21 protein-coding genes and 1 pseudogene are annotated in these 21037 nt (G+C 34.6%); 16 read left to right on the top strand and 6 right to left on the bottom strand.

The window, feature by feature from the left end; translation table 11 throughout:
* Positions 1–111: 111 nt before the first annotated feature.
* Genes GPS65_RS06345 through GPS65_RS06355 form a run of 3 tightly spaced genes read right to left on the bottom strand, consistent with a single transcriptional unit; the run spans position 112 to position 2151 of the window.
* Complete coding sequence (locus tag GPS65_RS06345) at positions 112–1233, bottom strand: site-specific integrase (protein ID WP_161985375.1); 1122 nt, start codon at positions 1231–1233, stop codon at positions 112–114.
* 15 nt (positions 1234–1248) lie between these two features.
* The gene (locus GPS65_RS06350) at positions 1249–1743 is read right to left on the bottom strand and encodes an ImmA/IrrE family metallo-endopeptidase (protein ID WP_274379584.1); all 495 of its coding nucleotides are present in this window, start codon (positions 1741–1743) and stop codon (positions 1249–1251) included.
* A 24-nt stretch (positions 1744–1767) separates the two neighbouring features.
* Positions 1768–2151, bottom strand: coding sequence for a helix-turn-helix domain-containing protein (locus GPS65_RS06355; RefSeq protein ID WP_161985377.1), 384 nt, complete (start codon positions 2149–2151; stop codon positions 1768–1770).
* 267 nt (positions 2152–2418) lie between these two features.
* Between GPS65_RS06355 and xis the strand changes: the two genes are divergently transcribed.
* From xis to cspC, 15 genes and pseudogenes are all read left to right on the top strand, one after another.
* Positions 2419–2607: an ICEBs1 excisionase gene (gene xis, locus GPS65_RS06360; RefSeq protein WP_185108399.1), complete on the top strand. Its 189-nt coding sequence runs from the start codon at positions 2419–2421 to the stop codon at positions 2605–2607.
* A gap of 587 nt (positions 2608–3194) precedes the next feature.
* A complete protein-coding gene (locus GPS65_RS06365) occupies positions 3195–3611 on the top strand; it encodes a M78 family metallopeptidase domain-containing protein (RefSeq protein ID WP_144473946.1) in 417 nt (138 codons plus the stop codon).
* A 70-nt stretch (positions 3612–3681) separates the two neighbouring features.
* The gene (locus GPS65_RS06370; RefSeq protein ID WP_161985379.1) at positions 3682–4734 is read left to right on the top strand and encodes a replication initiation factor domain-containing protein; all 1053 of its coding nucleotides are present in this window, start codon (positions 3682–3684) and stop codon (positions 4732–4734) included.
* Between the two features lie 344 nt (positions 4735–5078).
* On the top strand, positions 5079–5768 hold the full coding sequence (locus GPS65_RS06375; protein ID WP_161985381.1) for a hypothetical protein: 690 nt from the start codon (positions 5079–5081) through the stop codon (positions 5766–5768).
* Positions 5769–5832: 64 nt separating this feature from the next.
* Positions 5833–8376 (top strand): thioester domain-containing protein, encoded by a 2544-nt coding sequence (locus GPS65_RS06380; RefSeq protein ID WP_161985382.1) that lies wholly within the window; start codon positions 5833–5835, stop codon positions 8374–8376.
* An 82-nt stretch (positions 8377–8458) separates the two neighbouring features.
* A pseudogene (locus GPS65_RS19825) lies at positions 8459–8656 on the top strand (helix-turn-helix domain-containing protein); the annotation flags it as partial.
* A gap of 276 nt (positions 8657–8932) precedes the next feature.
* The gene (locus GPS65_RS06390; RefSeq protein ID WP_122631953.1) at positions 8933–9169 is read left to right on the top strand and encodes a hypothetical protein; all 237 of its coding nucleotides are present in this window, start codon (positions 8933–8935) and stop codon (positions 9167–9169) included.
* Positions 9169–9726 carry a hypothetical protein gene (locus tag GPS65_RS06395; protein WP_161985384.1) on the top strand — a complete coding sequence of 186 codons (558 nt, stop codon included), beginning with the start codon at positions 9169–9171 and terminating at the stop codon, positions 9724–9726. Before GPS65_RS06390 ends, GPS65_RS06395 begins: the two co-directional genes overlap by 1 nt.
* A gap of 1 nt (position 9727) precedes the next feature.
* The gene (locus GPS65_RS19830; RefSeq protein ID WP_412676830.1) at positions 9728–9955 is read left to right on the top strand and encodes an ABC-three component system middle component 6; all 228 of its coding nucleotides are present in this window, start codon (positions 9728–9730) and stop codon (positions 9953–9955) included.
* The gene (locus GPS65_RS06400; RefSeq protein WP_161985385.1) at positions 9946–11628 is read left to right on the top strand and encodes a DUF2326 domain-containing protein; all 1683 of its coding nucleotides are present in this window, start codon (positions 9946–9948) and stop codon (positions 11626–11628) included. Before GPS65_RS19830 ends, GPS65_RS06400 begins: the two co-directional genes overlap by 10 nt.
* 989 nt (positions 11629–12617) lie before the next feature.
* On the top strand, positions 12618–13439 hold the full coding sequence (locus GPS65_RS06405) for a pentapeptide repeat-containing protein (protein ID WP_161985386.1): 822 nt from the start codon (positions 12618–12620) through the stop codon (positions 13437–13439).
* A gap of 398 nt (positions 13440–13837) precedes the next feature.
* A complete protein-coding gene (locus GPS65_RS06410) occupies positions 13838–15040 on the top strand; it encodes a response regulator aspartate phosphatase (protein ID WP_476574981.1) in 1203 nt (400 codons plus the stop codon).
* Between the two features lie 444 nt (positions 15041–15484).
* Positions 15485–16285, top strand: a complete 801-nt coding sequence (locus GPS65_RS06415; RefSeq protein WP_144482194.1) for an alpha/beta fold hydrolase — start codon at positions 15485–15487, stop codon at positions 16283–16285.
* Positions 16286–16646: 361 nt separating this feature from the next.
* Entirely contained in the window at positions 16647–17024 is a 378-nt protein-coding gene (locus GPS65_RS19435) for a hypothetical protein (RefSeq protein WP_144456974.1), read from the top strand.
* Positions 17025–17317: 293 nt separating this feature from the next.
* On the top strand, positions 17318–17521 hold the full coding sequence (gene cspC, locus GPS65_RS06420) for a cold shock protein CspC (protein ID WP_008346765.1): 204 nt from the start codon (positions 17318–17320) through the stop codon (positions 17519–17521).
* A gap of 288 nt (positions 17522–17809) precedes the next feature.
* Here cspC and GPS65_RS06425 read toward each other — a convergent pair whose 3' ends face one another.
* The gene (locus GPS65_RS06425) at positions 17810–18271 is read right to left on the bottom strand and encodes a CarD family transcriptional regulator (RefSeq protein ID WP_144456971.1); all 462 of its coding nucleotides are present in this window, start codon (positions 18269–18271) and stop codon (positions 17810–17812) included.
* Between the two features lie 240 nt (positions 18272–18511).
* Entirely contained in the window at positions 18512–19561 is a 1050-nt protein-coding gene (locus tag GPS65_RS06430) for an NAD(P)-dependent alcohol dehydrogenase (RefSeq protein ID WP_144459907.1), read from the bottom strand.
* A gap of 217 nt (positions 19562–19778) precedes the next feature.
* On the opposite strand from GPS65_RS06430, the gene GPS65_RS06435 reads away from it, so the two are divergent.
* Complete coding sequence (locus GPS65_RS06435) at positions 19779–20180, top strand: MerR family transcriptional regulator (protein WP_088003280.1); 402 nt, start codon at positions 19779–19781, stop codon at positions 20178–20180.
* 42 nt (positions 20181–20222) lie between these two features.
* On the opposite strand, the gene bglS is transcribed toward GPS65_RS06435, so the two are convergent.
* Complete coding sequence (gene bglS / locus GPS65_RS06440; protein WP_003214284.1) at positions 20223–20954, bottom strand: beta-glucanase; 732 nt, start codon at positions 20952–20954, stop codon at positions 20223–20225.
* Positions 20955–21037 lie beyond the last annotated feature (83 nt).

The following is a 21037-nucleotide window of genomic DNA, read 5'->3' on the forward strand; positions in this document are numbered from 1 at the left end:
GGGTTTATAGACCTTTGGTATTTTTAATTTTTTATAGGATTTTACGTAAATGCCCAAAACGTGCCCACTTACTTTATCTAAGTGGGCATATTTTGTTTGAATTTGATATTTTTAAATAATGTCATCTAATTTATCAGCCATGGATTTTTGTTTGTTTGGAAATAAGTGTCCATATACATCTATTGTTGTTCTTATAGATGCATGCCCTAATCGTTCTTTGATTGTGTGATATTCCTCTCCTTGATCAATGAGAAGTGCGACATGTGAATGTCTTAAATCGTGTAATCTGATTACTTTTAAATTCTCATCTTCTTGACAGAAATATTTAATTTTTCGTGAGAAAATATCTTTTCTGGATGGTGTATCTTTATATTGAAAAATGAATGTTTCGTCTGAATGAGAAATACCTAGATCATCAAAAAGCTTTTCTTGTTCTTGTCTCCATTGATCTAATAAATTTAAAAGTTTCTTATTTATGCTTATTCGCCTTATAGAAGTTTTTGTTTTGGGTTCAATTAAAACATGTTCTCCATTGATAAATGTTGAGGCTTTGTTGACATCTATCTCTTTTTTATATCTGTCAATATCTATCCATGTAAGACCCAACAACTCTCCACACCTCATTCCAGTTAAATAAGCTGTTGTATAGAATGTTTTGAATAGCAATTGATCTCCAGGGATTAGGCTAAGAAAATCTTTGAACTCTTGTGGTGTCCAAAATTTCATTTTTTTATGTTCTTTGGGTAATCTTTTTATGTTGTCGCATGGATTAGATGTTAAAGCCTCTTCTAGAATTCCAACGTTGAAGATTTGATTTAATATGGTCATGATATTGTTAATTGTTTTATTACTTAATTTCTTTTCTTTTTCTGATTTAGATTGTAGGTGTTTTCTAAAGTTTAGTATGTCTTTTTTTCTTATTCTTTGCAGAATGCTATTTTTAAAGTAAGGAAGAATGTGCTTATTTATAGAATACGTCATATTTTCCGGATAAGTACCTTTGTGAGCCGCCTCACTATGTTCATAAAACAGATTTAATAAATCGCAGAATCCCATTTTTTCTTTCAGAAATAAATGATTTTTATTGTACTCGTTTTGGATTTTTGCCTCTAAATCTTCGGCTTCTTTTTCTGTCAATACTTTACGTCTTGTTCGAATTCTTTCACCAGTGATAGGGTCAACACCAAGACTTACATCTACAAGCCACTTACCATTATCGAGTTCTTTAATCAAGAAAACCAACCTCCGCTAAAAGGCGAGGCTAAAATAATTGTTAGAACGATTTTCAGTTCGTTTCTTTGATAGCAACTGCATTTGTGAATATTTATAATGAATTGCTGTGAGAGGTAATTGAAAAAATGATGCTGCTTGTTCCTGCGTACAGTTTTGTATTTTAGGTAAAGCATTAGTGATCATATCGTCTGTTAGAAGAAGTTCTGATGCAAAGATGTCTGCTTGTTGTTCTAATTTATCTTCTAGCGATGTTGAACAGTTAGCAATTTTAAATGTATTTAATGCTTTATGAAGAAAATAGTGACCAAGTTCATGGGCAATAGTGAATTCCTGTCTTTTTATTTCTTCATTAATGTGTATAAGAAAGATATTTTCTTCTTGATAAAATTGAAGAAAACCATTCACACTACCTAGGGGTTGCGGAAGTATACAGATGTTTAATTGTTGGCAAATCTCATAAACGTTGTTGGTCCCAAATTGACTGAGTACAGCATCTACTTTATGTTTAATTCCTTTTGTAGTATAAATAGTGAATCACTCTTTCTTTTTCATTTCTTCTACAAATCTAATGCCATTTTTTAGAGCTTTTTTGATAAGAAGAGCTGTTTCGGCATCTATGTTTCCGCTTTTCATTAAGAGTAGTGTATCTTCCTTTTTCAATTCTTCAATTGCTTCATTAAACGTAGCATTCAAAATTGGATCATTATCATCTTCTTCGATATGGTTTTTCCCTAATAAAAAATCAGTGGACACATTATAAACATCACTTATCTTTTTTAAAGTATGGGTATCTGGGTCTCTATAGTCTCTCTCATAATTTGATAAGACTGCTTTTGAAATACCTATTTTTTCTGCTGCAAACTCTTGACTCCATTTTTTTTGTGCTCTAACAAATTTTAGTCGCTCACCTAATGTCATATTTTCCACTCCACGAAAAGTTGATTTTGAATACATGATACAACAAAAAGTTTATTTTTTCATTTTTATAAACGAAAAGTTTTGTTATTTGTATTGACATAAACAAAACGTTGATTTATTCTAGTTACATATTAATCTAATCTTTTCCATGAAGTCCAAAAAAATCTACAAACTCCACGAAAAGTTGTTTTTTTTACTTCTTGGTAAACGATTAGTTTATTATTGGTTGGTAATCAAACGAAGAGTTTTCAGAAAGAAGGTGAAATGATGAAAGGTTTTTTGACGGTAAAGGATGTTCAAGAGATTTTGGAAGTCAAGCAATCAAAAGCTTATGACATCATTAGAGAATTAAATGAGGAAATGAAAAAACAAGGTTATAGAGTGGTAAGAGGCAGGGTGAACGAAGCGATTTTTCGAAAAACGTATTTTTACGAAAATGAAGCGAGAACTGGGTGAGTAAAAAATGAAACTTAATGACACAAAGTATATTATGAAAAAAGCTGTAATCCTTGCGAAGTCTTTGGAAGGGAATTGGTCAGTACGAATGAAAATGGCTTTGGATATTGTGATTATAAACCATTATCTTAAACAGCCATTGAGTAAAGTCATTATTGAAAGATTGTTGTTTAAAGGGTTATCGCTAAGGCGGATTAAGAAACATTATAAAGTCGGAATGAAAGAGATCAATTCGTTAATGGCCAGTTGATCAATGTGAGTATATACCATTGATGGACTGTCAAAGAAGCAAACTTTAGGAGAGGTTGGTCTTTGAAAAATACATACAAACAAAAAAAGCGCCTTGACAGAATCAAGAACGCCCTAGAATAAAACCTAGACAATTTTATTATAGGGCTTCTTGGATGAAATGTCTATATGCGTCATTTTTGGCGATTGACAGTAATCGTATATACCAAACTGTAAGCAGGCTAGAAAAAGCGTGCGGGATAGTTGTCACCATTAATCAACTTGATGGCTATAAATAGCCTACTAGGTCGATTGAAACGACTGATAAGCGCCATGATGGGAAACCAGAGCGGATATATATGATTGATCTCATTCAAGAAGGGAAAGTGATTATCATTTATACTGTGACGGAAGTTAAACATAAAGTCGATTCATTGTTAAAAGAATTTGAGACAAACAACGTTTATGAAATTTGCCAACAATTAAACATTTGTGTATTTACACGACCATTAGGACGTATAGATGGCTTCTTGCAATACTATAAGAATAACGAAGATAAAGAATTTTTCTTTATTCATGTGAATGAAAGGATAGAGGACAAACTGTTCACGATAGCACGTGAATTAGGTATGTACTTCTTGTGTAAAACACGTGTAGTCATTGAACAATGCACGAAATTAATTTTAGGTGAGGATGGTTTGAATCATCTTGCGGATATATTTGCATCTGAACTATTGGGGAATGGATTGAAAAAGAAGTGCGTGATAGGAGCGTGAGGGCGCGCAGGCGGCGACAGCCGCAAGCGGCAGCTGTAGCGCCCAGCGACGGGAGGAGTGAGCGGAGCGAATGACGGAATTAGTCCAACCCCCCCTAGCTAACAGGGGGGTACAAAACACAAAAAAAGAAAAAGAAACCGTTGAAAACACTGTCACATCAATAGTTGACTATATTCGTGTGAGTTTTAAAACACATGATGTAAAGGATATTATCCAAAATGTATTACACTTACATGAAGATTTTATGAAACATAAGCCGACAGGCTTTTACGGATATATAGGTACGTACGAAATGGATATGATTAAAGTGTTCTATAGTGCGCCACATGATGAAAGAGGCGTGCTGATAGAAATGTCTGGTCAAGGTTGTCGACAGTTTGAAGCATTCCTAGAATGCAGAAAGAAAACGTGGTTTGACTTCTTTCAAGAATGTAAGGACAAAAAAGGGAAATTCACAAGGCTTGATATTGCAATAGATGACAAAAAGACGTATTTTTCTATTCCTGCACTTTGTGAAAGAATTAGGCGGCAAGAGTGCATTACAAAATTTAAAAGTATCTCGTATGATGGCTCGACCTTGCTTGATGGAGGGAAGCCCTATGGAATGACTCTCTACATGGGTTCAAAGAAATCGGACGTCTACTTCTGTTTCTATCAGAAAGGATTTGAACAAGCTCAAAAATACGATATTCCTTATGATGATATTGATAAGAAGTGGAATAGATACGAAGTGCGTTTGAAGGATGATCGTGCTGAAAAAGCTGTTCAAGAATTGTTGAAAAAAGAGGATTTGACGTATATCGCCATTGCGGTGATTAACTATTATATTCGCTTTGTTGATAAGGACAACAGGCATAAACAGCACTGGGAATCCAGTAAGTTTTGGAAGAGGTTCATTGGTGACGTGGGGAAACTACGACTTCATGTGAAAACGGAAAAAGATACTTTTGAGAAATCCTATATGTGGCTTTTAAATAACTGTGCGCCTATCATGCGTGTTGTGTTGGAAATGGATAAAGCCAAGGGAACGAATTATATATCTGACATGCTCCTTAATGCGAAGTTAGAAAAGAAGCATATCGACATGCTAGAAACATTCTTAGCAGAAAGGCAAATGGGGTGATCAAGTTGGAAAAGATCATTAGAGGCAGGACTTTCATGCAAAAGCTCTTTGAGACTTGTCCGAGTTTCAGTAAATTAAAGTCTAGTGGTGCGTACATGGCTTGTGTCAACGGTAAGCGCACCGTAGGGAGCATTAAGGAGTTGAAACAATCAGCGCCCCCAATACCCTTTTAATGTCTCAAAAGGTCATCACACCTTTTGAGCTGCCTACCGGCGAGGGAGTCCCCCAAAGAATTGGGGGACTAGGGGGATTGATTGTTTTTCTTTTTGTTCTTTTATGTAAAATAATGCTAATTCGTGATATAATTTACTTAACGAATAGCGGAAAATTGGGGGATTAGACAAATGAAAGCAAAGAAAAATACAATGATCAAAGCTGTTGTTGGTCTAGGGTTGGCGGGCGTGTTAGTAGGCGGTACTATTTGGGGTTTTAATGCTAACGCAAAGCAAGAAACACAGGACAAACAGCAAGTAAAAACGGTTTCTGTTGCAAAGGTTGAAAAAGCTGAAACTAAGGGACAGAAAGAAGACGAAGTGAAGAAGAAGGAAAGCCCTAAAAAGGACAACTTAGAGAAAAGCAAAAAAGCAGATTCAAAGAAAACTGAAACAGTAGCAACCAAAAAAGAAGAAAAGAGCCAGTCGATAAATAAGATGGAGCAGAAGAATAACAATACTTCAACGTCTAAAGCTCCAGTAGTGGCTTCTAAGAAATCATACAACTCTTCTAATGGTTCAACTAGCTCTAATAAACCATACAGCCAAACGAAGCCATCTACCAGTTCTAACAGATCGGTGACAAGCTCTAAAAAACCAAAACAATCAACCAGTCCTAAAAAGTCATATAGTCATGTGAACACTCCTAAAAAAACAGCGCCTAAACGTTCAACTGGTGGTACGTCTACAAATGGTATTAAAACAGGCGAAGGAAATATCAAGAATCATGGTGGAGACCAATCTCCAGGTAAAACGTATAAGGAATATAAGTATGATGGAAATGATCTTGATGGTGTACCATGGGACGAATTGAATAAGTAAAAGTGATTGAAAGGCATTCTAAAAAGGATGCCTTTTTTATTTTGAAAAAGTGAGAGGTGTCGAAATGAAAAATAAAGCGTCGCTAGGAAAACGAAAACTTTTAGCGGTAATTGTAATCATGCTATTTAGTGTGATCATAGGATATTTACCTTCTGTTCATGCAAAAGGTGAAGGAATAGAAACATTTGGTGTTAACCATGACGGATATTTAGAAATGAATGGCGAAGTTCTCTATATGCTAGTTGACGGTGAACGTGTCAAAGCAACGCTTAACGGATTGATTGAAAAAGGAGATACAAATCAAGAACTATTAATGGAAAGCGACCTTGAAGACAAACAAGGGATGATCGCTTCCATTTTTTCTTTTCTAAAGCCATCCAAAGCGAAGGCAGCGGCTCCCAAAATTGAATATAAAGGAGCAGTCACTTATCGTGGTTCAGTTGTCGGAGATTTTAGGGTGGATGGGAAACAGGCCTTTTGTTTTCAGCATTCTAAAGCGTCACCGCCGACAGGTTCAAAGTATAAAGAAGCGACACCTTATGATAATGCGAGAGTGCAAAGAGCTTTGTATTATGGATGGGGTGGTCAAGAAAATATCTTTAAAAATAAAAATCAAGGTATTGTCATTACATCATTGATCTTAGACCGTTTATATTCTGGTGGAGATTCGGGGAAAAGTCTTCCGAAGTATGACAAGCTATGGGATTTAGTTATAAATGGCGAAGATATAGACAACTCTATTAAATTTTCTAAAAATGATCTATCGGTTCATGTGAAAGACAATAAACAAATTTCACAAACAACAACTTTGAAAACATCTAAGAAAAACAGTGTGAAAATTAAATTGCCTAAGGGTGTCACAATTGTAAATGAAGCAACAGGGAAGAAAGTAACAAATGGTACTATGCGTGTATATGGGTATCAAAAAGTACATTTAGAAGCTGGACTGGATGTAGGGGTAAATTATAATACTGGAAAACTGGAAAGTGATATGGCTCTTTATCTACCTTTGATCACCAAACCTTCAACAGGTAGTTATCAAGTATTAGGGTTTGGCGAAGTGTTTGCAGATCCAAACAATACTACTTCATTTAAGGCGAAATTTGAGAAGCGTCAAAAGAACATCAATGTACAACATATAGACAAGTATTCGGGGGATCTTCTTGAAAAAGAGAGTTACACAAGAAACATAGGTTCAACGTATTCGTTTGCGCCAAAATCGTCTATCACGAAAGGAAAAGAAAAATTCATCCCTGTTGATCAGAAAAATAAAGCTGGGACATTAGGCAACAAAGATGTGACAATCAAGTTTTACTATAATTTGGAGCGTAATGTAACGGTCAATTATTATGACAACCGTACAGGCGATAAGATCAAGGCAACCAAAAAATATAAAAAGGTGCGTGGTGAAAAGTATTCCGAAAAACATCCTACAATTAAGGATGGCGAATATACGTATCGTTATGTAAGGACTGATGGAAACAAAGAAAGCGGAACAGTGGGGTCACAAAACATCACGATTAATTATTATTATGACAAACCACTCGCAAAATTAGGCTTTGAAAAACTGCAAATCTATACAGCACAATGGGAAAAGGGTCTGCTTGTCAAAGTATTTTTGTCGAAAGAACTGAATTACAAGTCTAGCTTGAAAGAAATGTCCGGCAAAAAAATCACAGTAGGGTTATATCGTGGATCAACAAAGGTCATATCAAAAACGTATACAGCAAAAGAGTTACCTAAGAAGATTGATATGAAAATCCCTGCGAAGTATCTGAAGGTGAATGACCAGGCTCTTTACACAGTGAAGTTTACAGACTTCAGCAAAAACGATTTTAAAATTGATTTTGCGAAAAATTCACTTGCAACGGATGGGTACGCAGCGAGTGAAAAAACGATCAAGGCAGATGCGGCAAAAGACAAAAAGCTGTCTTACAAGGGTGTTGTCATGACAGAAAAAACGCCTTTGATGGGAAAGGTGTTTTATGAACAGTTAAGTATACCGATTAGTCAAATTCCAAGAAAGAAAACAGGTTATGGCTTTGAAAGGAAAGTGAATCTTCATTATGAAAATGAAATCGGCGGAAAGATTGCGCCTGCATTTGATTTTGAAGTTCCGACGAATATGGTTGATAGTTATTTGACATACAAGAAAAACGGAAACCGTTCTTTAGTTGAAATGGAAGAAACGAAGCACAGCAGTGAAATGAAGGGCGAAACATCAGTGTATGACATTACGTACGAGCTTCCGCACATAAACGTTGAGCGTCACACAGGTCACCTTTTTTATGATGAACAGGTCGAGAAAAAAGACAAAAGAATCACGTATGATCTTGTGAATGGGGGACGTAAGTTTTATAGCCCTATTTGGTCTTACATTGGGAAGTATGACATGAAACTGAAATCACCGCCTATGGGTGTGAATCTCGTTATGGTGGATGTGCAACAGCAACTAGAGCTATACGCTCATATGTATACCCATATGGATTCAGAAACGAAAGAATATGACGAGGTTCTTTTGAAACCAGTGTATGCAGATGATCCATTTCCTAATGGTCTACCAGAGGGATGGACAAAAGAGGATGTGGAATGGATAAAAACCAAATAACAGAGAGGGGATAGGCGGGTTTGAGTTTTGCAGAAATTTTAAGAAAAGCTGTGTAAGAAACAAATAAGTCACACAGACTGAATGGTCAAAGTTGACGGGGATAGCGAAATCTTCAATAAGTCAATATGTATCAGGTAGGAATGAACCTAATCAAAATAGGAAAATTAAGATATTTGAAGTTCTAGGGATGAGTCCTTTAGATCATATTGATGAAATAAGTACGAATGGCATTAGTGGGAAAATCCCTGTGCAGAAAGCGGCTAAATTATTGGGGAAGTAAGAACAATTTGTACGTGTTGGATTGCAACATTTTGTCTAGCCTTTTGGCACAGTTGTTAAATTAAGTTCTAAGTGGACTTATCTTTAACCGGTAGTCTTTTTCTTTCGCCACTGTCGTCCTCTTATCTATTAAAGGGCTTGATTTTGACGTTACAAAATCAAGCCCTTTAATAAGAGTTAGGTTTAATTAAAAATCTCGTTTTATTTGTGATGTTCTTTATGAAATAAGTTTCTCTATTGTGATAAAATAGTAAATAAATTGTAATGAGGTGTAATAATGGTAACTATAAATCTCGTGTTAGGAATTATTGCTTCAATCCTATCTATTTGTTCAATTGTCTTCTCAAAAAAGGTATCTGCTAAAAATAAAGAAATTGAACAATATTTGAACCAAGAATTAAATATTACATTGGATTCATCGAAAAAAGATGTATTGTCTAGTAAAAAGGCAATTTCGGGTGAAAATGGGAACAGCATAATAGGAAACGGGAATAATATTCGTGGAGGCAAATAATGGCGTTCAGTAGTAGTGCTAGAAGCGGAGATAATGGAACTTCAATTGTTGGTAATGAGAATAAACTTACAACTGTTAATTTGGGCAGCCAAACCCCTAAAATATTAAAGCGAAGTGTTATATTTGATGTTTGTAAAATAATAGCAGAGCTTGATATCGACTATGATGATGAATATTCTATTCAGAACAATTCTGATTGGATGGAAAAGTTTGAGCACAATAAAGTTAAAGCTTATGTGGGGATTTTTGATAATTATTCAGACGGTTATGATGAAGTTTCTAAGGTTTTACACGGCTATTTAAAAAAGTCAATAATGGTCAAAAAAATTCGGACAGTTTATTTAGAAGTTGAAAAGGTAAGAGAAGATGAAAAGCTTGATGGTGATTATGTGCTTAACCAAGTGTTTCGTCGTATTAAAGAAGAAGTTTGGTATAATGCACTAATCAATGAATCTGACTTAATAGATGAAGAAGTCGATGAAGCTATTTATCTGATTATGTTTTATGCATTTACTAAATGTAAACTTTTAAAGCCAGTGCCTAAGGATGTTGAATAATATGATAATTGACAGAGACTCAAATCCTAAAGATACCGTATACTATATTTCAGCATGTATTTTAGAAATTATTTCTCTAAACAAGCACAACGTTGAGGGCTTATACGAAACTTTAAAGAAGCGATACAATGACTCTCTTGAATACACAGTTTATTTGCTTTCATTGGATTTTCTTTTTCTTATTGATAAAATTTCAATTAGTAAGGAGGGATTTATAAATTGTTCATAAAGCGTTTGATTATTAAAGAAACAAAACCTGTTCAAAAAATCATTAGAGAAATTCGTTTTGCTAAGGGAATGAATTTTATTGTTGATGCTGGAAAAGATCAGGAAAAGGGAAATAGTGTTGGGAAAACGACTATTTTAAAGTTGATAGATATATGTTTGGGAGCAAAGCACAGGAAATATATTTATTTTGATGATGAAACAAAGCAAACAAATGAGACACTAAAAAACTATATTAATGACAACAAAATTAATGTTGAACTGAAGGTCGTTGAGTCTTTCGACGAGGAAGATTCAACTGTACATATTCTTTCTGTGGATCTTTATCCTCGAGGTAAAAGATATATCAATGGTATAGAAGTGAATCAAAATGATTACTGGCTACAACTTAATGAAATTTTCTTTTCTAATCGGTCTAATTCTCCTACATTTAGACAGTTAATTAATATGTTTGTTAGAATAGATCAAAGGGCAGACAATAATAAGTTCCTTAAATTTTTGGAAAGAACTAATGATGCAACCTATGAGAATATTTATTCGTATCTTTTTGAGATGCAAGATCAGGAAATAAGTAACCAAATTTTAGATTTAAGAAAAGAAATTGCAGAGAAAAATAAAGAAATAAAAAACTTTATGTCTATAAATAATTTTAAATCTATAGATAGTGTCAATCAAAAGGTAAATCTACTAAAGTCGACTATTGATGAATTAAATGATCAAATGAACATATTAGTGAATTCAAGGAAATTCAAAGAAAATGAAGAAAAAATATCTGAAATAAAAATTATGTATGCTGATTATAGCGATCGGATTGATGAACTTTTATTTAAAAGAAAGAGAATCATAGATATTCTTGAGGATGCTGAGCAGGAAATAAAAAATGCCATTGATAAAGAGGTTCTAAGAAATTTATATAATGAAACTCTGGAAGCAATGGGTGAATTGCATAAGGAATTTGAAGACTTAGTAAAGTTTAATGATGAACTTATGCACAATAAAATAAGGTATTTTAATTTTCAGTTAGAAAAATTAGAAGAAAAAATTATTGTTCTTGAAGAAGATAAGAATCGACTGTTTGAAAAACATAAGAATGTAATTATGTTAATAGAAGAAAATAAAATTGATGAGTATACTTCATTGCAAAGTAAGCTAGCGGAATATAACGAAGAGCTGGGGAGCAATAAGAACATTAGTTCAATTTATAATCTTTTAGAGAGTCGGGTGGCGGAGCTTGTTGAACAATTAAAAGAAACTGAAGCTGAAGCTGCTGTTAAGGAAGATTCTTTGTCTATCTTTAATAAATATTTTTCCCAATACAGTGAAAAGACTAATGGAGAACCCTTTATGCTCTATAATACAGAAAAAGGCTTCCCTTTTGGTATTGATAACGTAAAAAGGGGATTAAGTACAGGTACGAGGAAATCCATTATTGTTGCATTTGATTTAGCCTATCAACAATTAGCTAAGGATTTGGAGAAAAAAGTCCCCAATTTTATAGTTCATGATGTAATAGAAACTATCGACCAAGTAGCTCTAAATGCCATTATCACTATCGTGAACTCTATAGAATGTCAATACATTGTTGCAGTTCTAAAAGAGAAAATTCAAGATAATGATCTACAAAAAACAAATATTGCAGTTACACTTTCTGAAAATGATAGACCTTTTAGAATCTAAACTTTAAAAAGAAACTTTTAGGAAACATGCATTCAACTAACATCCATCATTTTGTCTCAAATTGGTTTAATTATTATCATTTTCAATACTTTTACATACAGCTTTATCCACCTTGTAATTGAGTAAATTGTTGATGTGAAATGATAAAAATAACATTGGGTTAAATATCTTGAAGGTAAAATTGCACATAATCAAGATTTAATTTAAATTTCGAAAAAATGACTTGTGCGAGAATAAGCTGAACAGGAAAAATTAAGATTACAGTCTGGCATTAATTACGAAAAAAGCATCAAGGAAATTGAAGCCAATATAAATCTCTTCAAAATGAAATTTTTGATTGAGAAAAAGAAATCAAAACAAATAATATTAAGGGTCATTACTAAAATTTTAATAAATATTTTCTTGTTTAAATTAGACGCAGAAATATTCTTTGCACAAATTTTGCACCAAATCATCTTAAAATATTGTTACAACAATAACCATAGATATAAATTGTACGTTCTCCGAGCGCTGCCTTTATACAAATAGCGATGTGTCAACGTTTTATAAGCCGTTTGTCTTTTCGGCACTAACTCGACAGTACATGGTTTCGGCGTTGAAAAACTTATAAACCATGTGATAATATGTAAACAAAAAAATACCTTTTTCGTGTTCTTGACTGTAATACGTTGAGAATTTGAAAGGGGTGTTTTTGTTTGTCCGAAATTAGTCGAAAAGTAAAACCGATTGGAAGGATCTTTTTTCGCAATCTTCTAGACGAAAATTTTTCCTGATGATATAGTATAGTTGGTCCGCCTCAATTAGCCTTGAGCTGGCTATCTTCTTAGTCTAAGGACGGATATGGGACCTACAAGAGAAAATAGAGAAGGTGGCGGTTATTATGGGGAATATTGGTGATATTCTAACGTGTTTGGCTTTCATGATTTTTGTAATTACTCAGTTATTACAAACAGACCTAGTAACTGCTCATCTTATTGAGGTTCTTGAAGATGAATTTTAAAGAAAACAAAGAAATGAATCGAGAATTTACAAATAAAGTTTTTAGTTATAGAAATAAAACACACATATCTAAGAATTTTAGTAGAAAAGATTTTTCTAAATCATGGAATGTAAATGTTATATTTGAAAATACAATATTTGAACAAACCAATTTTGATTATTCACGTATTGAAAATTGTACCTTTATTAACTGCATATTTAAAAATTGTTTTTTAGTAAAAACACAATTAATAGATTCCAGTTTTAAGAACTGCACTTTTGATAATCTATCTTTGGATAGATGTAATATACAAAGTAGTCGTTTTATTGATAATACCTACAATAAAACTTTCCTATATCCAAATTTTAAAAAAACAAGCAAAGGCTTTAAAGTAACCGAAATTGAGTTTAACACAGTAATTTCTGTACAATTAAAAAAAGCACTTGAAACAGCATTGAAAAACGAATTCATTAGACACTCTAACACTTTATTTTTAAAGAAAAGTCAGCACTTAAATACCTTTCAAAAAAGAAGTTTAAGGAAAATCACTCCTAAAGAAGCCAAAAAACTAGGCTTAAGTAAAAAAGAAAGACTCGAAGAAAACAGACGACGTAAAAAAGAAAAAAAACAGTGGCTACTAAACACATATAAAGATTCCCTTGAAGGAAAAAATAGAAAAATTTCAAAATCAGCATTAAATGTACTAACTACAAATTATAACGAACAACAACTAATATGTGGTCTTGAATTTGCAGCTCATTCAATTATCAAAAAATTTAATAATTTGAGTTATTTGATTAAAGTCATTGACGAAATAACAAGTAAGAAGTGAATCTATCTATCATAATAATCCTTAAAATCTTAAGTATAAATGAGCAGCATTTATACAGATCTTCCTTTGTTTCTTGGATATTCTATCGTTTACAAGGAAAAAGGGGAATTCGCATTTGCGGCAGCCGTTCAATAAGAGCGGCTATTTTTTATGTATATTTGATTTATAGGTAGTCCACCCCTGCAATCAAAAATGAAACCCCTGTTATTAATATGCTCACATGTATGCCCCTAATCACTTTCTGGATGGTTCAGAGAAATGGCTATACTGATTAAAATAGATTTTGAATTATATATCTTTAGTCGTTATCCTCTTGTCCGAAAGAGTAAGGAAATGTAACTATATACCCTTTTTAAAGATTCAATTATTTGGCATAATTACAGAAAATTCTGTTGTTATTGGAGGGGAAATGTTTGGGTTTTGATAGGATTCCATATGACTTAGTTTCAACTCGTCTTAATTTTTGGTATACAGCTATTAAAAACAATCTAATTACAGAAGCAAAAGAAATAAAAAAAGAAGTTGAACAATTGATAGATAATATGGAAGAAAATCAAGATGTGTTGATGTACTATCAATTATTAGATTTTAGACATGAATTAATGCTGTCTTATATGAGATCGGAGGATTTGAAAGAAGTTAATGAGACGTATGAACAGCTTCGACAGTTTGATGGGAATCTTACTGGAATGCTTGAATACTATTTTTTCTTTTTTATGGGAATGTATGAGTTTAGACAAAGGGAATTAACGACTGCTATAAGTGCTTATAGAATAGCAGAAACGAAACTAAATGGTATTGAAGATGAAATTGAGCATGCGGAATTTTATTTTAAAATATCAGAAGTTTATTATTATATGAAACAAACCTTTTTCTCTTTAAATTACGCTAAGAGAGCATTAAGAATTTATAGCAAGTATAATAGTTATGCGGATCATATAATTCATGTTCAATGCATAATGGCTGGTAATTTGATGGATATCCTAGATTACGAAGGTGCTCTTAATCAATTTCGAGAGAATTTAAACATAGCTAGAAAATTAAATAAGTCACACTTAGTCGGTACATCTCATTTGAATTTGGGAATCTGCTGTATTGCTCGTGAAAATTATGAAGAAGCAGAAAAACATTTGATGTGCTCAATTAAAATCTTTGAAGAAGATAATCATAGCTTTTTACCGAAAGCGTTATTTAATATGGCTCACGCACTATGTAAAAATGAGAGAAGCAGGGATGCCAAGCCTTATTTAGAAAAAGGCGTTTTTTTGGCGAAAATGAATAATGACTTGGAATATATTAATAAATTCAATATACTTAAATCACTATATGTGAAGGAAGAAAAGTACTTGTTAGATCAATGCTTTGTTTTCTTTAAGGAAAGGCAAATGTTTGCAGATATTGAAGATTTCGCATTAGAAATTGCCGAATATTATCGAGGGCAAAAGAGGTATGAATTGGCGAGCGAATATTATCATATTGTTAATGTCGCTCGAAAAGAAATAAAAAAAGGAGAGATTATATATGAAAATCAAAATGATTTTATTGGGAACGATCATGACAGCAGCGGTCTTTACATCAGTGGTGTTGTTGGGAGCAATTGATTCAGAGAAGAACTTTGGCTTATTTAAAACAGAAAATGTTAAGGTGTTGGCTGAAAGAGTAGGAAGCTAATAATAGAAAAACAAAAATCTATATTAATATAACTTTTTAGAATTGTTCTACTTGCCCTTTAAATGTCCTGAACTGACGTGAAGATAATGTAATGGACGCAATTATCAATATTAATATGGAATAAAATCAACTTTTCGTAAGTGGTATTACAAATTTTCTAGGTTGAGGGCCTAGTGGGTGAATAACCCGTGGAGGTTCAAGTCCTCTCGGCCGCATCTAAGAAACCAAAGGTTGTAGACCTTTGGTTTTTTTGTGTGTTCGAAGTAATTGAACCGTTATTTATGACAGTTTACGCTGATGCTAAATTCAGTGGAACAAAGAATATTGCTAAAATTGTGATAAAATATTGAAGGGTAGGAAAGGGGAAATAATACATGTCAATTTATCATAAAGTCATTGGAGAAGGATTTCCGATCGTTATATTGCATGGTTGGACACTTGACCATCAAGTGATGTTACATGCATTGGAACCGGTATTTGAAAAACAAAGCGGTTGGAAAAGAATATACATAGACTTACCAGGGATGGGACGTTCCGAGGCGAATCCATCTATTCAGAACTCTGATGATATGTTAGAAGCGGTATTGCGTCTTTTGGACGAGATGATTCCTGATGAACAGTTTATTGTTTGTGGTTATTCATATGGAGGGTACATAGCTAGAGGGATCGTTCATTCACGCCGGGAAACCGTTCGTGGATTACTGCTTGTAGCCCCAATGACTATACCTGTATTCGATAAAAGAGTCGTGCCAGAGAAGATCGTTCTAAAAAGTGACAACAGCTTCATATCACAGCTCTCTTCAGAGGAGACGGATGAGTTTTGCTCCATGGCAATTGTGCAAGGAAAAACGGAATGGGAAAGATTTCGAGATGAAATTTACCTTCCTTCTAAACAAACAAATCATGAATTCATCAATAACATTCTTCAAAATGGGTATGGCTATACCTTCGACATTTCATCTGAATTTCAGTATCCCACGCTCATTATCACAGGGCGTCAAGACAATGTAGTCGGATATCACGATGCGTGGCGGCTGATTGAAGACTATCCAAGGGCAACTTTTGCAGTGCTTGATATGGGTGGCCACAACCTGCAAATCGAACAACCCGATGTATTTAACTCATTAGTTTATAACTGGTTAAAGAGACTTGAGTCGGAAAAAGTGAAGAAATAGCTTAGATCTTGTGCAAAAGTTGTGTAAATCGGAGTCACGGCTGAATAATTCAAGGAGGTTTAAGTCCTCTCGATTACTTCTAAAAAATATCAAGGGTACACTACCCTTGGTATTTTTGTGCTCTTTTATTAGAAAGAGATCACAAGATACATCGATTATAATATAAGCTTCTCTTTTGTATGAACGAATCCATTTCAAATTATCTTAGCTGTGAAATCTTAAATAATAACCTCTAAAAAATAGTTTTCAGTCATGATTGGGTTGTTTTCAATCATTTTCCATATTGTTAAATAAAGGTGATGATGAGATAATTTGATAAAAAGTAATTAAGTTTCATAAGATCAACCAAAGGAGTTATCACATGATAAAAAGGTTTTCTCTAGTTTTACTTACTCTCATGATGTCTATAGTTGTTATGTTAGTGGCTGCCAGAAATTCCTCAGGGGATAATGTCATTTCATTTGATCAGCCTCACATCTTAATAATATCAATTGGAATAATGGTATGTTTATTCATACCTCCGTTAGTGATGTCCTTTTTCAGTCACTTGATTGTGAGAACTATATCGAGTGTATACCAATGTTTTATTGTTCTATCTTTTCTGGGACTCATTCCAATAGGATTTCTTATTCCAGATTTTTTAACAGTTGTTGTTTCTGTGTTAGGAACTTTAGCCAGCCTAGCTAGTCTTATAGTAACTTTAAGAAATGAAAGGAATAAAGATGCCAATCTTAACTGAAATAAAACGACATCAATTTCCTAAGAGTATGAACTTACTTTATTCTTTTCATGATTAAAAGCACATTTTGCAGTAAAAATATCTTAAAGTGTGAGAAGAAAAAAGGTAAATATGATCGTTGATTTTCTTCTTTTAAATCCTAAATTGCAATTATTTCCGCTTCATGTTACAATAAGAATAATTATTTTTGTTCGGCGTAAAGGATAGCATGAAGAAAGACTTTTCGTCTTGAGGATACTTTGGGCAAGGATAGTATAATACATTGTGTGATAACGCACTAGGAGGCAACAAACATGGAACAAGGTACAGTAAAATGGTTTAACGCAGAAAAAGGTTTTGGATTTATCGAACGTGAAGAAGGCGACGATGTATTCGTACATTTCTCAGCTATCCAAGGCGACGGATTCAAATCTTTAGACGAAGGTCAAAAAGTATCATTTGACGTAGAGCAAGGTTCTCGTGGAGCTCAAGCTGCTAACGTTCAAAAAATTGCTTAATCTTCATTCTATCAAAACAGGTTCTCTGTAGAGAGCCTGTTTTTTTGTGCTTTCATTTATTTCTGCAATAAAAAACCCTACTCAACGTACAAGTAGGGAGATGTTACAAGGTAATCGTAAAAAAATTCATGCTTCAAAGGTTTATCAACAGTATAGCATATTGGATTTACAATATGCGGAATTTGCCTAAATAAATTCTTTTTTCTTTAATAAAATTGAAGGATGGATTGGTTCGAGAGAACATGTATTCAAAAATGGTGAGGGATACCGTAAAGAACGGCATAGTTCTTAACAGAAACTTTTGATTTGTTTTTCTGTAATCCCTTCGATGACTTCTAATTCACTTAGTAAAAATTCATGGGCTTCATCTAGCATTTTCTTTTCACTTGCATTTAGTGCTTTCTCTTTCTTCATCCGCATTAGATCACGCACAACTTCTGCACCGTCTTGGATGTCACCCGTTTTTATTTTGTTTGTATTAATTGTATGGCGTTCTTTCCAAGTCAGTAATTGATCTGATTTGCCATGCTGGAAAACGTGCATCACATTGTTTAACGCCAGTAGATCTGTAACAGGTCTAATACGTGAACCCGATATTTTCCGTGTCGGAATCATCACTTTCATATGACTGATTGACATTTTGATCACATAATACTGTTGCTTTTCATCAGAGAATTCTTTTTCTTCAATGGCTTCAATTATACCTGCTCCGTGCATTGGATAAACAATGTTATCACCAATTTGAAACATATCATCCGCCTCCATATCATGTATCTACTTTAAGGGTACCACACTTGGAGATAAAATAATCAAATTTTCAATAATATCATGTTTATTTATTTTTTGTCAATAAATTTAGTTCTAAAAAAGAGAGAATTTTTATGGGAGATTTTTGATCAACTTCTCAAGAATCCTTGCTACAAGAAAAACAAAATATCCACCATTAAAAAAAGACCAGCCATTGAGCTGGTCTTTCCAAATAGAATCCGATCATAATGTTGAGATATCAATCACAAACCGATAACGCACATCACTTTTTAGCACACGTTCATACGCTTCATCAATTTGATTTGCGTTGATTACTTCAATTTGTGGTGCGATCTTGTGAGCAGCTGCGAAATCGAGCATTTCTTGTGTTTCTTGGATGCCGCCAACGAGTGAACCTGCAATGCTGCGGCGGCCGGAAATTAATGAAAAGACGTGGAATTGATCTGGATTAGGCGGTGCACCGACATTCACTAAGGTTCCATCCACGCGAAGTAAGGACAAATAGGCGTCTACATTGATATTGGCAGAGACTGTATTGAGAATGAGGTCGTATTGACCGGCTAATGTTTTAAATGTATCGGGATCACTTGTAGCAAAATAGTCTTTTGCACCAAATGACAGTGCCTCTTCTTTTTTATTCATCGAGCGGCTCAATACCGTGACTTCAGCTCCAAGTGCACGTGCGAATTGAATGGCCACATGACCGAGCCCACCCATCCCGACGATGGCGACTTTTTTACCCGGGCCTGCCTTCCAGTGCTTTAACGGAGAATAAGTGGTAATGCCAGCGCAGAGGAGAGGACTTGCGGCATCAAGGGATAGTTGATCTGGAATGCTGACGACAAAACGCTCTGTCACGACAATCTTCTGACTATAGCCGCCATAAGTTGGTTCCCCGTCATAATCAATGCTATTATAGGTTTGGACGACTCCTTTCGTACAATATTGCTCGTCTCCATTTTGGCAATATTCACAGGTGCCGCAGGAATCCACAAAGCAACCAACGCCTACACGGTCTCCAATCTGAAATTTCGTCACATCATCACCGACAGCCGCAACAACTCCAGTAATCTCATGACCCGGAACCATTGGGAAAATACCGCCGCCCCATTCATCAAAGGCGCTGTGGATATCTGAATGACAGATTCCGCTAAATTGAATATCAATTAAAATATCATGTGGACGAAGCGCTCTTCGTTCAATGGTTGTCCGTTCAAAATTCGCTTTTGCATGTGAAACACTTAAAACGTTTGATTGGTGCGTCTGACACATTCTGGATCATCCTTTCAAAAGTAAGATTCTGTTTTACTTCTATACTGTACGTCTTAAAGTGAACTCTAAGTCAATGGAGAACCCTCTTCAGGCTTTTCAACATCCTTAAATAAAGAATTGAGCCAAAAGCATCTTGCGTTCTCTATCAAATTGGAGATGATAAAAAGAAGGAATTTCATTTTTCATAAGGTGAGAGAAGAAGAGAAGGGTGAAAACAATGAAAATAGCACAAGCCGCCAAGCAGCTCGATTTATCTACTGCTACGCTCAGATACTACGAGAATATTGGGTTAATTCGACCGATCCGTCGTGATGAAAGCGGTATTCGTGATTATGCAGAAGAGGATATTCAGTGGATTGAATTTATCAAATGTATGAGAAATGCGGGTCTCTCAATTGATGCACTTCGAGAATATACGGCTTTATTTATTGAGGGCGAGGATCATACCCTGTCCTCGCGAAAAAGTATTTTGGTCAATGAGCGAGAAAGACTTGTAGAAAAGCAAAAGGAAATCGAAGAGACGATTAAGCGATTAGATTACAAGATAGAAAGTTATGAAGATATTATCCACAGTTATGAACAAAAGCTCGTTCATCAACTAAAAACCAATTCCATTTGAATGAAGAAAAACCTGTGACAAGTCACAGGTTTTCTGATGTGGTTATCTTTTTGTGTAACGCACCCAGTTATAATGTGCGTGGAGTGGTGTAACACCGTTATAGGAGCCGAGCCATTCATCGACACCTGCACCATTCCACAGGTTCATCATAATCTTTCCTGGCGTTTGAGGGATTTGAGTAGTGGCAGTATGTTTTAATTGTCCGTCCACATACCATTTAATCGAGTTAGGCTGCCAGTCAAATGCATACGTGTGATAAGAGTTTGCTGCATCAAAACCAAGGTTGACGATCTTTTCATGATTTCCTACACCATTGGTATAGTAGTTAAACTGAACCTTTGTCGTATCTTTTCCTAGAAATTCGATGTCAATTTCATCCCAAGGCGTACCATCCGTCGGTCCTGTATAAGTAAAGAACGAAGACACGATCCCCACATTTTTGGCTGGTTTCATGCTGACTTCATAAAGCCCGTAGCCATATGTTTGAGTAGAACGGTTTTCTCCGCAGTCAAACTTATTATAGGAAGGACTTGTGAGCGATAATCGCATTTCACCTAACGACGTCATCGAGACATTGTTTGCACGCCACGTACAGTTAAACATATTTCCATTCGAGTACCCATCGGCTTTTTGCCATAACCCCGTATTATAGTTGTTAAAAGGCTCATAAAACGATCCACCCGTTTGGGCAGAGGCACCCGCAGTAAATGTGGATAAACTCAAGACGATTCCAGTGACAAGTAGCATCAACATTCGTTTCACACGGTAAGACATGTAGGCATTCCCCTCTCTTGTTTTGAAAGCGTTTTCTTAATTGATCATACCTGATTCTCTCGAAATCGAAAATCGGTCTAATA

This window comes from Bacillus pumilus (genome assembly GCF_009937765.1).
Taxonomy (GTDB): Bacteria; Bacillota; Bacilli; order Bacillales; family Bacillaceae; genus Bacillus; species Bacillus pumilus_O.